This is a genomic window from Paenibacillus azoreducens (assembly GCF_021654775.1).
GTDB lineage: Bacteria > Bacillota > Bacilli > Paenibacillales > Paenibacillaceae > Paenibacillus_AQ > Paenibacillus_AQ azoreducens.
Genome location: NZ_AP025343.1, coordinates 3422995 through 3436659 on the forward strand (window position 1 = coordinate 3422995; position 13665 = coordinate 3436659).

The window sequence follows — 13665 nt, forward strand, 5'->3', positions numbered from 1 at the left end:
ACTGAATTCATTGATCACTCTCCTGATGGCACGGGGAGACGATGCGTATCGCTCCAAGGAATTCCGAAATCAGGCGTACCATCAGGATTCCAACCAAATTTCTGTATACGTGTCGAGCGGACGCTCGTATCGGAATCGGGTGCCGGAAGCGCATGGAATACGATCCAATCCTCAGTGTCATCCGGAGATCTCGTAAAGCTGTTGTGGCCGGTCGCATAGACTCCGTTCTCGCTACTTTTGCGAAATACAGGCTGCATCGATTTTTGCCATGAAGACGGATCCATCGGATCGGCATCTTCATCCATCGTCAGCATACCTAGAGCATAATCCTCAGACCAGGTGGTGCTGGCTGAATAAATCAAAAAAATGCGGCCGTTCCTATACAACGTGACGGGACCTTCATTTATTGCCATTCCGCCTTGTTTTTCCCAAGAAAGTGTTGGAGCCGTCAGCAAGTTGTGTTCCCCTGTCAATGTCCAAGGATCAGCCATTTGCGCAATATAGATAGCAGATCCATAATCGGGAAAATGCCCGTAACCGGCATACAGAAAATAAAGTTGGTTCCTTACCGTCATTACAGTGCCGTCCAATCCAGGGACAGGAGTTTTCAGCGCCCCTTTCCAAATCCACTCGCCTTCGAGCGGATCACTATTTTCATTCTCCAATACACATAAACGACGCGAATCGTCTCCTCCGCCGTCGTTAGCGGTATAGTAGATGTACCATTTGTTATTCAAATAATGTATTTCCGGTGCCCACATATTATAGCTGTAGGGACCTCCCGGTTCCGGAGACCAGATTGTCTTCTTTCGGCCCTCAGCAAGTCTGGTCAAGCTGGAAGATTTGGTAAGTTCCAGGAAACCCGGTTGTGTTGACATAAAGTAATAACAGCCATCTGTGTGCTTCAGCACCCAAGGATCGGCTGCGTTTGCTACGATTGGATTGCAAAACGTTGTAGTGTTGTTTAACATGTTCTCTCTCCTTTTATCCCTTCATTCCAGTCAAGGTAATGCCTTCAACGAAGTACTTTTGCGAAAAGAAAAATAACAGTATTCAGAAGCGTTTTCCAGAACAGTTCATCTTTGACGAGTTTCACATAGTTATCCCCGCCGTTAAATACGGGCGCTGTATAGCCGCTGTAATCTGTGAAACTCACATAGACGGAATAACTGAGCGGAATAAGCGCAAACAACATGAATCCGAGAATTGGCGCAGCCACGAATAAATACGCCCAAATATATTCTTTACGTTTCATCATTGTCCTCCGTTACGTAAAAACGAATGAAATGCGCGAGAATACCGGACTCTCCTTCGTCGGTTTCATTCAAGTTTATTTGAATAATTTGGGATTCCCTTCCTTAATGGCAGCATCAATTTTCGGCTTCAGCTCGTTTAATGTTTCCGCAGCGGTTTTTTTACCTTCACGCACAGGTGCCAGTCCTTGAGTGAGCATATCAAACCACTTCGCGTTCGGAAGACTTGTCCATGGACCCGCAACCTGCGTCTCAGCTGCCTTGATAAATACCTTTGCATGCTCCGGTTTTTGGTCAGGCTGCAAGAATACATCGGTGTTGGCCATTGATTTGAAGCTTGGGATGGAGAAGCCCATCAGTGACTGTTCTTTCTGGCCTTCCGGCCCGCCTAAAAATTCAACCAGTTTATAAGCAGCGTCCACCTGCTTGGTCTTGCTGTAAATGCCCAACCCCACAGAGCCGCTCGTTCCTCCCCAATGGTCGGCTGGCAACGGGGCAACGTCCCAATCAAAGCCCAGTTTACGGAATTCCGGCACCATCCACCGTCCGGTAATTATCATGGCCAGCTTGCCGCTTTTGAACATTTGACTGTCATTTAAGTCCTTTAAAGCTGCCGAACTTGGAACGACTCCGTGTTTATTCGTGAGATCTGATATATATTGCAGCGCATCGATCGTCTCCTGACTATTGCCGACAAATTCCTGCTTGTTATCGCTGAGGAACTTACCACCCTTCGCCAAGATGAAGCCCTCCCACCAAATCGGTCCCATGCCGTACTGCGTTGTTTTGCCATTGTTGCTGACGGTCAGTTTCCTTGCGGTGTCAAGCAGCTGCTCCGAATTCATGGGTGTTTCCGAATCAGGAAATGGGACGTTCATTTTCTTGAACAAATCTTTATTGTAAAAAAGCACGGTTGGCCCGATATCCTTAGGCAGTGCATAAAGCGGTCCTTTTCCATTAGCCGCGCCATTGTAACGATACCGGTCAAGACCCGAACTCCACATATCAGCAGTATCGATCTTGCTACTCTTCACGAAATCCTCAATGGGTAGCAGCAGATCCTGACTGACCCATCTTCCAAAATCTCCATCCGGCACATAGAACACATCCGGAGCATTTCCTCCTGCAAGAATGGTATTCATTTTACCGACATAATCACCTGGAATATGTAAGTAGTCGACTTTGATCGTCGGGTTTCTCTCTTCAAATGCTTTGATCAGTTTGGTGAATACTTCTTTTTCAGACGGATCTCCCCATCCTGCAAATTGGATCACGACATCCCTTTCTGACTTCGATTCACTGCCGGATCCTTGCGGCGCAGGTCCTGAGTCTCCTTTGGCGCATCCGATCAAACTGCCCATGAGCAGGGTGAAAGATATGAACATAAGAAAGCTTTTGCCGTATCTACTTTTGAACAGACTCATCTTTTCGACACTCCTTTTGGTTTATTTGTTTCTACCATCTCTAATTATCCGGGACTATTTCATGACAAACAATAATGAAAACGCTTTATCACACACGCGAAATAAAGCGTTATCAAGTCATTTTCGACGGTCGAAAAAAAGAACCGCCCTGTTGGACGGTCCTCATAAATCATTCTATTCATTGATTTTTCTTACGCCATTCGAGTGGTGTGACTCCAGTCGATTTGATAAAGAACTCGTAAAACCGACTGGAAGAGGTAAAGCCCACTTCGGCGGAAATCGATTCAATCGCTTTATTTGTTTGCTGTAATAACCGTTTTGACTCCATCAAACGAAGGCTGATGATATATTGCTTAGGAGAGACACCGAAAGATTCCGAGAACTTTTTGCGAAGGCTGCTTTCGGAAATAAAATGACGTGCTGCGAGTTCGTTTACCGTGATTTGAGTATGATATTTGCTATGAATTTCTTTTAATACCTCTTCTATTACTACATGATCGTTACCTGTTATTGGCATCCACGTTTCCCTATTACGTTGGAATAATAGCAGTGTTGTCTCAAAGGCAATCCTCATAAGGTTGTAGGAGTCGATGTCCTGTCTCTCGGATTTCCATTCTTTCTCCAACTGAAAAAAACTGATTTCCGCCCATCGCATATCGTCATCGTGGAGATGTGCGCTGCGGATCCGATGTGGTTCACACTCTGCTTCATGAAAGAGATATTGGCAATGGGCCGGAAGCTTATCGTGGAAGAAATGAACGGAAATCCCCTGCCAGGGTTTCGTACAAACGAAGCCGTGATGAAGACGGGGAGGTATAAGGATCAGATCGCCAGCAGCTACTTTGATATTCTGTTCAGAAGAGCTATAGTACCCTTCCCCTTCCAAAATAAGAGTCAACTCATCATATTCATGAGAATGTGACATGAAGAGGCCCTCACCCTGCTCTGCCTGAAATGTGTGAGGTTTAAAGCGATCCATACTGATCACAAAGCCCTTTTCACTGTTTTCCATGTTTTACATCCTCTTTCTTGACGATTCTTTCATAGACTCTTGGTGACAACTGACTGTCTCCCATTGAAGCAGTTCAGCAGGATGCGTAAACGCCTCTCTCGTTTCATTTTATGAAACCCTCAACCCTCCGTCAATAAATAACGAGGTCCAATGCTTATTTCGAGCCGAAGCGATCGTTTGGCCAATGTCATATTATATGACCAGCAGGAGTCATGGAAGAAGGAATATGATGTCGCCTGTTTCATACACCGTTTTGGTTTTCCCCAGGACCTGTTTCTCCTTGTCGGTGTTCGACACGTTCTCCTGCCTCCCTTAATTCGAATAGGGGTCCCGCCACATGCCCATCAAGCTAAAATAAATGTATATCCCCAAAACGGAAAAAAGCTATTCATTCTATAGAATCTTAATAAGGAAGGATAACGCTTCTTGACGAAACTTTCGATTTCAGATGATTTAAAGCTCCTGTTTGAAGAATTACTGCAGTGTTTATGTCCTCAGGCTCTTCGCCAGCTTGCCAAAGAAGTAGAAAGAGCGTCTTTGCCGGCAGGCGGAGGCGCTCTTTCTGTTGGTATGTTGTTTCAGTTCCCCGTCCTTGTACCGGTTTAGTCGCAATGTAGGGTAATTCGTTTGAGTACAGGGGGATTATGACCGAAATCTTTTAGGTCTCAATCAAAAATGCCCTGCATCTACTATTATGCTTTTCACCCTAAAAGAAATCCTTCTCCGAGCGGATCAGCAGGATCCACAATAAATTGGTGTGTGCCCGTGATGAAAGCTCTTCCTTTAATTTCGGGAATAACGGCTTCCTTATCGGCCACATACGTCTTCTCTAGGATTCGTCCGGTGAATTGGCTATTCACGATGCTTTCATGGACAAAATCATCGCCGATGTCGAGATCCCCACGGGCATACAATGCCGCCATTCGTGCGCAGGTACCCGTTCCGCAGGGGGACCGGTCGATTTGTGCATCCGCAAAAATCGTCACATTACGCAAATGCGAACCATCCTTACGTGGCGAATCGGAGACGATGACGCCGTAAATACCCTGCAGTTCCGGTTCCAATGGATGCCTTACTGTAAGCGTGCTTTCAATGTATGCTTTAATCACAGAGCCCCAATATTGAAGGTTCGGAAGTTCGGCAATATCGACCGATGTCCCAATGTCTTCCGCTTTGACAATCGCATAGAAGGCGCCTCCAAAGGCAATATCAACCGTAAAGGATTTGCCCGCAATTATAATTGGATAATTCTGAGCGAACACGAAAGAAGGAACGTTTTGGAACGATACCGACTTCACTTCCGTTCCTTCGCGATCTGCATGCGCAATCACTTTGCCGGCAGGGCTGTCGATGACAATTTGAGAGCGTTCTGCGGTTTCCGGGAGAAGCCCCAATTCGAGAGCTGCCGTCACAACGGCAATAATGCCATGGCCGCACATCGTGCTGAAGCCTTCGTTATGCATGAACAAGACGCCAAAATCGGCGTCATGACTCACCGGCGGAGTAACGACGCAACCATACATTCCATGATGTCCTCTCGGTTCATACATGAGCACTTTGCGAATGTAATCGTAATGTTCCCGGAAATACGCTCTTCTGGCAAGAATAGTATCGCCTTTTAATGGTGGAATGCCTCCCGTAATAATGCGCAGTGGTTCTCCGCCAGTATGCGCGTCAATCGTTGTATAGTACTGTTTCAGTTCCATTTTCGATGACCTCCTATGATTTGATTACCCATGGTCTTCCGCTGGCGGAATTAATAAAAATCCTTCCGGATGTTCGTCGTCCTCATGCACAAAAAATGTGTGCATTCCCATCAGCCAGGCGGAGCCTTCAATCTTCGTCGTCACTGCAGGAAAAGGGCCGACTTGCGTTGTGCTCACGATACGAGCCCGGAAGAGCGAGCCGACGATGCTTTCATGAACGAACTCTTCATTGATGCCTATTTCCCCGTTCGCAAACAAAACGGCAAGTTTCGCTGAAGTTCCCGTACCGCAGGGAGATCTATCAATGCCGCCAGGCGGGACAATGACGGTATTTTTTACGTCCGCTTCCGGGTGCGACGGGTCTGAATAAAATTCAACATGCGTTACTCCTTTCATGTACTGCGCTTCGGGATGCATGACCTCGATCGATTGATTGATTGCTTTGCGTATGCTCACCGCTTTGGCCACGATATCGTCCGCATTGGATGGAACCAACTCGATGCCCAATTTTCTGGCATCCGTTATCGCATAAAAATTGCCACCGTAGGCGATATCGCAATCAACGCCCCCTACTCCTTCCACTTCCACATTCAGTCGTTTGTATAAAAAAGCAGGGACATTCTGAAAAGCCACTTTCAGCACTTTTCCATCCTGCACCGAAAGTTCCGCTTCTACCAGTCCGGCTGGGGTGTCGAGTTTCACATACGTTATTGGTTCAGTAACGGTAATCATGCCGGTTTCAACCATCGCCGTGCATACACCAATGGTGTCGTGTCCGCACATCGGCAAATAGCCGCCAGTTTCGATATAGATGACCCCTATATCCGCATCCGGCCGACAAGGCTCCACGAGTACTGCGCCCGACATTACGCCGTGTCCTCTTGGCTCGTACATCAATATTTTTCGAATCCAATCGTGTTCGGTTTTCATATGAAGCATTTTTTCCGACATCGTTGCTCCAGACAGCTTGGGAATGCCGCTGATAATGGTTCTTGTCGGATTTCCTCCGGTATGCGAATCTACGGTCATAAACACTTTCCTGCTTTTCATGCGTGATTCACCTTCTTCCGAAATCTCTCGAATCTTAATGGCTCGGTTGGAATAACCGTATTCGACTGTTCCGTTAAAATTTGGGTCATCAATTTGCCCGTTACCGCAGCTAAACTGATGCCGTCTCCTTCATGACCTGCAGCAATATAAAATCCGGGAACCTCATCGACTGCCGACACGATCGGTAAATGATCCTGCGTCCATGGCCTGAGCCCTGTATAGGTACGGATGATCTGGAAATCGCCGATTTTTGGATAAAAGCGGAGCGCTCTTCTCGCCATCGTACGAATCGCTTCCATATTGACCGTCGTGTCAAAACCGACAAACTCCCTGCTGCTGCCGATCAGGAAATTTTGGCTCTCCGTGGGCTCAAATACGAGAGCTACGCCGTATTTCTCCGTTAATGGATCGACTTTACGCTCACCACCGAACTTGGAGATCAAATAGCCAAACTCCATCACTTTGCGCATACCGACGGGTACTTGGCGGGAAGCTACAATCAAATGTCCTTTACGCGGCACGATCGGGATATCTATGCCAACCATTTGTCCGATAACTGGAGCCCATACCCCCGCTGCGTTCACGATTTTTCGGGCCGAAAAATCACCCTGCGTTGTGCAAATCTTGAATTCTGCCGTCAATGGATTTCTCAAGATCGACTTAACCTCGGTATTTAAACAGACACGAACCCCATATTTCTTTTGCGCATCGTCAAATAGGGCAAAGGTAAGCAGGTACGGGTTAACGGTGGAGTCCGTTCCACACTCTAATCCTCCAGGAAGGTCGTCCGCAAGGTACGGCGATTCCTGCCGTATATCCCCACGATCCAGCATCCGGAATGAAAGCCCCAGCGCCTTCTGCCTGTTTACCCATAACTTAGCCGCCTCCATTTCCTCATCCGATTCACAGACGAGGATGCTGCCGGGCAATCTGTACTCGAACGGACTGCTGAGCTCCCGGCTTAGTTCATCGATAATGCGTTGGCTGGTAAGCGACATTTGGCTGTCAAATCCAGGGTCTTTGTCAATAGCGAGTATATTGCCGTCGCATCGCGATGAGGTTCCGCTGGCGAGTTCTCCTTTTTCAAGCACAATGACGTTCACCCCCTCCCTGCCCAAAAAGTATGCAATAGCTGCACCGATAATCCCGCCACCTATGATGACGACCTCGGTATGGTTCACACCCATAACCACGTTCCTTTCCAGTAGAATCATCAACTTCAAACTCATGTTCAAGTAGCAAGTTTTATGCCACACCAGAATGATCCGGTCTGATGTTTAAAGGAAGATCGCAAATTTACAAGTTATAGGGCGGCGTGTATAATTTAACCAACATGTTAACCCATATAAAGCGAGGTAAGCCCAATGAAGCACAAAGCTCCTGCCGTCACCGAACTTATCCGAACCAATTATTGTTTCATTGAAAATAATGACGATACCAGTCAGCATTTGGAGCGATATTTACCTTCCTTGCAATCGGACCGAGATATGATTCTATTTTTTAGGGATGGAAATCAGCTTTATGTTGATCCAGAAAGTGATGGGTCGAACGGAATGGACCTCGATCGCATCCCTTGGCAAACTGCAAGATCGGTCAGCAAAGAAGCGACGATGAATGACATCATTCCGCTCTTTCAAGAAAGCGATTACATCATGGTGACCGAATTGACAGGCCATCCTGTCGGTTATGTTACCGCCGCGGACGCACTTGCCGCTTGTTATCAGTCACACCAATACTTGGAAGCTTATTTTGAAGCCATGATCGAAACGATGGATGCCTCGGTTTCCATGATCGATGATCAGGAAAATACAGTCGTATGGACACCAGGAGCCGAACGAATTTTTTCAATTAAGGCGAAGGATATCTTAGGGAAACCGATGCCTGAATTTTTCCCCGTCGATATGCTGCAAATCTTAAAGACGCACAAGACCGGAGAAGGCGTCTTCCAAAAACTGCACCAGCCGCGGCCAGACATATATGTTCTGATCAACTCGAATCCGATTCGGCTCAATGGGAAAATTATCGGTTCCGTCGTTGCGGAAACCGACATCACCAGCGAGGTCAGATTGAATCAAGAATTGTTTAACGCAACATCCAAGGTTCATCAGCTCCAGCAGCAAATGGCTCACTTGAATCCCTCATCCGATCCGTTCAGCCAGATCAAAGGAACAAGCAAAGCTATCAAGCGCACAGTCGATATGTGCAGAAAAATCGGATCGACCAAGGCTACCGTGCTTATTCTCGGTGAAAGCGGAGTTGGCAAAGAGCTTTTTGCCAAGGCTATTCATGATATTCGGGAGAAACCTGACGCTCCTTTCATAGCCATCAATTGCGGTGCTATTCCGCCATCCCTGTTTGAAAGCGAGCTTTTCGGTTATGAAAAGGGAGCATTCTCCGGGGCTGATCTTAATGGCAAAAAGGGAAAAATCCAGCTGGCCGCAGGCGGTACCTTATTCTTGGACGAAATCGGTGAAATGCCTCTGGAGATGCAAGTCAAGCTTCTGCGTGTGCTTCAAGAGAAAAAGTTTTATGCGGTAGGCGGAACCAAGCAATTAAATGCCGACTTCCGGGTTATTGCCGCTACCAACCGCGATTTGGAAGAGCAGGTCAAAAAAGGAGACTTCCGCGAAGACTTGTATTATCGGTTGAATGTGGTTACATTAGTTGTCCCCCCGCTTCGGGAAAGAAGAGAGGACATAATCGAACTGACTCATTGTTTCCTTAACGAGTTTGCCTTAAGCTATAACCGATTGATCCAAGACATTCCGCAGGAAGTTCTCCTGGATTTGCTCCATTATCATTGGCCGGGCAATATCCGCGAGTTACGGAATACGATTGAGCGATTAGTCGTGTTTTCATCTGATGGCACGATAGAAAGGGATTATTTACCGTTATCGATCTTATCGAACAGAAACGGCAAGGATCTGCCGCAGGTTGTACCAACTACAGGAGCGTTTCAAACGTTGCAAGAGGAGCTCGAAGCGCATGAAAAGCAAATCATCCTGTATGCACTGAAAATGGAAAACGGAAACAAGCTGGCTGCCGCCAAACGGCTTGGCCTATCGCGGGCAACGCTGTACAACAAAATGAACAAGTTCGGTATATTCGATTAAGGTTCAAACTAACAAGTCCTTATGTCATGGGGATCTGCATGCCAACGCCAGCAGACAACGCCCGATCATAGATCGCTTTGGCAACGACGACATCCATAGCAGCCAGTCCTACTGATTTGAACACCGTTGTTTCGTCATGCCGCTCGCGGCCAGGCTTCAATCCGCAGACGATCTCCCCTAATTCTGCGTAAATAGAGGCCGGATCAAAGAGGCCCTGCTTTTCGGGGATAATGAAGTCGCCCGACTCCTCTAATGCCATTTCCCTGGATTCAACGACGATTTTGTCGGCATGGGCGATCAGATGAGTCGGCAGTTCTTGCATATCCGGACGGAAGGAACCGACCGCATTCACATGGACGCCCGATGGGACCGCTTCTTTGCTGAAAACAGGATGTATGGAGTTCGTAGCGGTGACGATAATATCGGCTTCCCTTATGGCCTGGTCTGCATCACTGGCAACCGTTATCTCCAGCATCCTTTGCTCCGCTTCGGCGGATTCCATCAGTTCGTGCGCCAATTCATAGGCTTTGTGCGCATGCCGATTATACAATCGTATTTCCTCGATGGGACGTACTTCTCTTATTGCTTGAATGATTCCTCTGGATTGCGCCCCGGTTCCAATGACGCTTAGCACTTTCGCATTTTCCTTCGCCATGAGTTTGCTGGCCAGCCCTGATGCGGCACCAGTCCGGATTACCGTCAAATAAGACGCCTCCAGGATGGCTAGCGGCTCCCCCGTTTCTGTGTCTGCAAGTACCATCAAACCGTAAATCGTCTTTTTTCCCATGGCTGTATTGTTCGGAAACACCGAAACGAACTTCACGCCCAAACTGTTTGCCGCTTCAACAAATGACGGCATAAATAACGAAGTTCCCTCCGATTTTTTCAAATAGAGTGCTGTACGGATGGGAGTGATAGCGCGCTGCCCTGAATACTCGGACAAAGCAACGCTGACCGCGTCAATGACTTCCCCCATTTTGATTACTTTGCGTTGATCATGCGAAGATAAAAATAGCATGGACATCTCCTTCCTCTCTGTTTATGAGTAGAGGGCTTTCCCCCTTTCCTTTCCTAATGCAAAGAACATTCCAACTCGTTTCGCGCTAATAAACGACATATCATGTCTAATTCTCTATACAAAACACGGCTGTCATTTCAAATTTTAGACACTGACATTCACAAATAATATTGTTTTGCGTTGGCATAAAGCTGGCATTTTTTTTGCAAGGAAAATAAATGTAGAAATCAATTTGAAACAGATTGGGAGGAATTGATGTGCAAACTAGGATTGAAAAGCTTAGGGAGGTTATGGAAACCCTCGAGCTGGACGGCATGCTGATCGAGAGCGCAAGCAACCGCCGTTATATCACCGGATTTACCGGTACCGCAGGCACTGTGCTGATCTCTAAAAATCAAGCGAAGCTGATCACTGATTTTCGTTACGTCGAGCAGGCCGGTGCTCAAGAAGCCGGATTTGAAATCGTTCGGGGGTCTAAAGCTTCGATGATCCAGCAAATTGCCGATGAAGCATCGAAGATGAACATGACCAAGTTGGGCTTCGAAAAAGAACATCTCACTTTTGGTACTTATCAGAAATTTCAAAATGAGATCGCTGCCGAGTTGGTCCCTGTTGCCGGAGTCTTAGAAAACCTGCGTATGGTTAAATCCGAAACTGAAATCGGCTTGCTGCGCACTGCCGCGCAAATCGCTGACACTTCTTTCGCCGAAATTCTTGAATATATCCGTCCCGGACTTACCGAAAAAGAAATAGCCAATACCTTGGAATCAACTTTGCGCAAGCATGGGGCTGACAGCTCCGCATTCAATTTAATCGTCGTTTCCGGCCACCGCTCCGCCCTTCCCCACGGCTTGGCCAGTGAGAAAATCATTGAAAACGGCGATATGCTTACGCTTGACTTCGGCGCATATTACAAAGGCTACCGCTCCGATATAACGAGAACGATCGCCATCGGTGAGCCCGATGCACAATTGCAAGATATTTATCAGATTGTGCTGGAAGCAGAGATGAAGTGTATCGCCCTACTGAAACCGGGGACATTATGCAGCGAAATAGACATCTTTACGCATCATTACATCGAATCGCTAGGATATGGCGATTACTTTGGTCACGGCACGGGTCATGGAATCGGATTGGATATTCACGAAGAACCATTCTTTTCGACAACTTCAGAAAAAATTCTGGCTCCAGGTATGGTCGTAACAGTCGAACCCGGGATTTACATCCCTAACCTCGGAGGCGTCAGAATCGAGGACGATGTATTGATCACCGACTCGGGACATGAAATAATCACAACCGCTTCAAGAGAGCTTATTGTTTTGTAGACAAAAATTGAAACCGCTGTCATCTTCACGGTCAGGCCCAATATTCATTCACAATGATGAGAAGGGTGATCGATTCATGAAAATAAAAAAATCATTATTGCTGGCTTTAAGCCTTGCAATCTTAATGACAACAGCGTGTACCTACAAGTCTGCTCCAACGACGGAGTCAAAAACAAATCCGCCAGTGAAAGCAACGGAAGATGCCCAAAAGGAGGAACAGACCCTTAATCTGGCGGCGGGACAAGAAATTACGACGCTCAACAGCCTCGGACTCATCGACAATCCTACGATCGCGATTCAGAACAACTTGTTTGAAGGCCTTTATCGGCTGGATAAGACAAGCAAGCCGACTCCAGGTATGGCCGAATCTTACGAAGTAAGTGAAGACGGGAAAGTGTATACCTTTCATCTGCGCGATGCCAAGTGGAGTAACGGAACACCGGTTACGGCCAAAGATTTTGATTATGCCTGGAGAAAAGCCCTCGATCCGGCAAATTTATCCCCCTATGCCTCCTTCTTTGACGATATCGTCAACGGCTTGGATATCCATAACAAAAAGAAGGGAATCGAAGAGCTTGGCGTAAAAGCCATTGACGATCATACGTTTCAAGTCGCGCTTTCCAAGAACGTCCCCTATTTTCTGGATTTGATAACAGCTCCTGTTTTCTTGCCGCAAAACAAAGAGTATGTGGAGGGCCAAGGAAAAGACTACGGACAGGAAGCGGATAAAGCGATTTATAACGGACCGTTCGTGCTGGATTCCTGGAAGCACGAAGAAGGCTACGTTCTCAAGAAAAACCCCGACTATTGGGATGCGCAGACGGTGAAATTGGAAACGATCAATTTTAAAATCGTCAAAGACAACAGCACTAGAATGAACCTTTATGAAGCCGGCCAACTGGATATGACCGGCTTAACATCCGAATATACCGAGCAGTACAAAGGGTCTCCCGAATACGTTGCCTATCCTGATCCTGGCATGCGCTTCTTGCGGATGAGCCAAAAAAATAAATATTTGAAAAACATCAATATACGCAAAGCATTGACGATGGGGTGGAACCGACAGGATATGACCGACGTCATCCTGAACAACGGCTCCACTCCGGCCAACTATCTTGTTCCGAAGAGTTTTGTTATGGGACCGGACGGCAAGGACTTCAGGGCCAAGCATGAAGAGGGTTTCAACACAGGCGGAATGGATGAAGCGAAGAAATATTGGGAGCAGGGTCTTAAAGAACTTGGCGAAACCAGCATCAAACTTGAATTGTTGAACTATGAAGGCGATGTATCCAAGACCATCGGCCAATACCTGAAAAATCAATGGGAGAAAAACCTTCCCGGTCTTACCGTTACGATCAACCAGCAGCCGCAAAAACAAAAACTCGCACTGGAAAAAAAGGCAGATTATGATGTAAGCTCTTCCGGCTGGGGACCGGATTACCCGGATCCAATGACATTCCTGGAGAACTTTACGTCAAACTCGCCCTACAACGAATCGGAGTACAAAAGCGCCAAATACGATCAACTTATTGATGATGTAAGAAATGCAACGGATCCTGCCGCACGCTGGACAACGATGCAAGAAGCAGAGCGCGTTCTCCTTGAAGAAGATGCGGCAATCATCCCGATGTATCAAGAAGCAATCGCCCGCTTGTCCAAATCTTATGTGAAAGATTATGTGACGCATCCCTTTGGCGTGTACTCCAGCTATAAATGGACCTATATCGAAGGCAAAAAGAAATAATAATACGCCGACAAAAAACA

The 13665-nt window shown here is 47.0% G+C and carries 12 protein-coding genes; 4 read left to right on the forward strand and 8 right to left on the reverse strand.

From position 1 onward, the window contains the following. Window positions 1-14: 14 nt before the first annotated feature. The 4 genes from L6442_RS15035 to L6442_RS15050 form a co-directional block, all read right to left on the reverse strand. The gene (locus tag L6442_RS15035) at window positions 15-971 is read right to left on the reverse strand and encodes a glycoside hydrolase family 43 protein (protein ID WP_212977984.1); all 957 of its coding nucleotides are present in this window, start codon (window positions 969-971) and stop codon (window positions 15-17) included. 44 nt (window positions 972-1015) lie between these two features. Then, a complete protein-coding gene (locus tag L6442_RS15040; protein ID WP_212977983.1) occupies window positions 1016-1258 on the reverse strand; it encodes a sugar ABC transporter permease in 243 nt (80 codons plus the stop codon). Window positions 1259-1330: 72 nt separating this feature from the next. Beyond that, the gene (locus L6442_RS15045) at window positions 1331-2677 is read right to left on the reverse strand and encodes an ABC transporter substrate-binding protein (RefSeq protein ID WP_228101287.1); all 1347 of its coding nucleotides are present in this window, start codon (window positions 2675-2677) and stop codon (window positions 1331-1333) included. Between the two features lie 178 nt (window positions 2678-2855). After that, window positions 2856-3689: a helix-turn-helix domain-containing protein gene (locus tag L6442_RS15050; protein WP_212977982.1), complete on the reverse strand. Its 834-nt coding sequence runs from the start codon at window positions 3687-3689 to the stop codon at window positions 2856-2858. Between the two features lie 426 nt (window positions 3690-4115). On the opposite strand from L6442_RS15050, the gene L6442_RS15055 reads away from it, so the two are divergent. Continuing rightward, a complete protein-coding gene (locus tag L6442_RS15055; protein ID WP_212977981.1) occupies window positions 4116-4295 on the forward strand; it encodes a hypothetical protein in 180 nt (59 codons plus the stop codon). Between the two features lie 95 nt (window positions 4296-4390). Here the strand turns inward: L6442_RS15055 and L6442_RS15060 are convergent, their stop codons facing one another. From L6442_RS15060 to L6442_RS15070, 3 genes are read right to left on the reverse strand one after another with little or no spacing between them, the layout of a single operon-like run. Beyond that, window positions 4391-5395 carry a proline racemase family protein gene (locus L6442_RS15060; protein ID WP_212977980.1) on the reverse strand — a complete coding sequence of 335 codons (1005 nt, stop codon included), beginning with the start codon at window positions 5393-5395 and terminating at the stop codon, window positions 4391-4393. A 24-nt stretch (window positions 5396-5419) separates the two neighbouring features. After that, window positions 5420-6445, reverse strand: a complete 1026-nt coding sequence (locus tag L6442_RS15065) for a proline racemase family protein (RefSeq protein ID WP_212977979.1) — start codon at window positions 6443-6445, stop codon at window positions 5420-5422. Continuing rightward, window positions 6442-7659 (reverse strand): NAD(P)/FAD-dependent oxidoreductase, encoded by a 1218-nt coding sequence (locus tag L6442_RS15070; protein WP_237100324.1) that lies wholly within the window; start codon window positions 7657-7659, stop codon window positions 6442-6444. The genes L6442_RS15065 and L6442_RS15070 overlap by 4 nt, the downstream gene beginning before the upstream one ends. A 150-nt stretch (window positions 7660-7809) precedes the next feature. Here L6442_RS15070 and L6442_RS15075 point away from each other — a divergent pair, with 150 nt between their 5' ends. Next, on the forward strand, window positions 7810-9558 hold the full coding sequence (locus L6442_RS15075; protein WP_212977978.1) for a sigma-54 interaction domain-containing protein: 1749 nt from the start codon (window positions 7810-7812) through the stop codon (window positions 9556-9558). A 19-nt stretch (window positions 9559-9577) separates the two neighbouring features. Here L6442_RS15075 and L6442_RS15080 read toward each other — a convergent pair whose 3' ends face one another. Next, window positions 9578-10576 carry an ornithine cyclodeaminase family protein gene (locus tag L6442_RS15080; RefSeq protein WP_212978070.1) on the reverse strand — a complete coding sequence of 333 codons (999 nt, stop codon included), beginning with the start codon at window positions 10574-10576 and terminating at the stop codon, window positions 9578-9580. 257 nt (window positions 10577-10833) lie between these two features. On the opposite strand from L6442_RS15080, the gene L6442_RS15085 reads away from it, so the two are divergent. Next, window positions 10834-11901 carry a M24 family metallopeptidase gene (locus L6442_RS15085; RefSeq protein ID WP_272880341.1) on the forward strand — a complete coding sequence of 356 codons (1068 nt, stop codon included), beginning with the start codon at window positions 10834-10836 and terminating at the stop codon, window positions 11899-11901. A 76-nt stretch (window positions 11902-11977) separates the two neighbouring features. Beyond that, entirely contained in the window at window positions 11978-13645 is a 1668-nt protein-coding gene (locus L6442_RS15090; protein WP_212977977.1) for a peptide ABC transporter substrate-binding protein, read from the forward strand. Window positions 13646-13665: the final 20 nt, after the last annotated feature.

Bases quoted from the DNA above. Each gene is read 5' to 3' on its own strand.
- L6442_RS15035 (WP_212977984.1), bottom strand. From the start codon at position 971: ATGTTAAACAACACTACAACGTTTTGCAATCCAATCGTAGCAAACGCA.
- L6442_RS15040 (WP_212977983.1), bottom strand. From the start codon at position 1,258: ATGATGAAACGTAAAGAATATATTTGGGCGTATTTATTCGTGGCTGCG.
- L6442_RS15045 (WP_228101287.1), bottom strand. From the start codon at position 2,677: ATGAGTCTGTTCAAAAGTAGATACGGCAAAAGCTTTCTTATGTTCATA.
- L6442_RS15050 (WP_212977982.1), bottom strand. From the start codon at position 3,689: ATGGAAAACAGTGAAAAGGGCTTTGTGATCAGTATGGATCGCTTTAAA.
- L6442_RS15060 (WP_212977980.1), bottom strand. From the start codon at position 5,395: ATGGAACTGAAACAGTACTATACAACGATTGACGCGCATACTGGCGGA.
- L6442_RS15065 (WP_212977979.1), bottom strand. From the start codon at position 6,445: ATGAAAAGCAGGAAAGTGTTTATGACCGTAGATTCGCATACCGGAGGA.
- L6442_RS15070 (WP_237100324.1), bottom strand. From the start codon at position 7,659: ATGATTCTACTGGAAAGGAACGTGGTTATGGGTGTGAACCATACCGAG.
- L6442_RS15075 (WP_212977978.1), top strand. From the start codon at position 7,810: ATGAAGCACAAAGCTCCTGCCGTCACCGAACTTATCCGAACCAATTAT.
- L6442_RS15080 (WP_212978070.1), bottom strand. From the start codon at position 10,576: ATGCTATTTTTATCTTCGCATGATCAACGCAAAGTAATCAAAATGGGG.
- L6442_RS15090 (WP_212977977.1), top strand. From the start codon at position 11,978: ATGAAAATAAAAAAATCATTATTGCTGGCTTTAAGCCTTGCAATCTTA.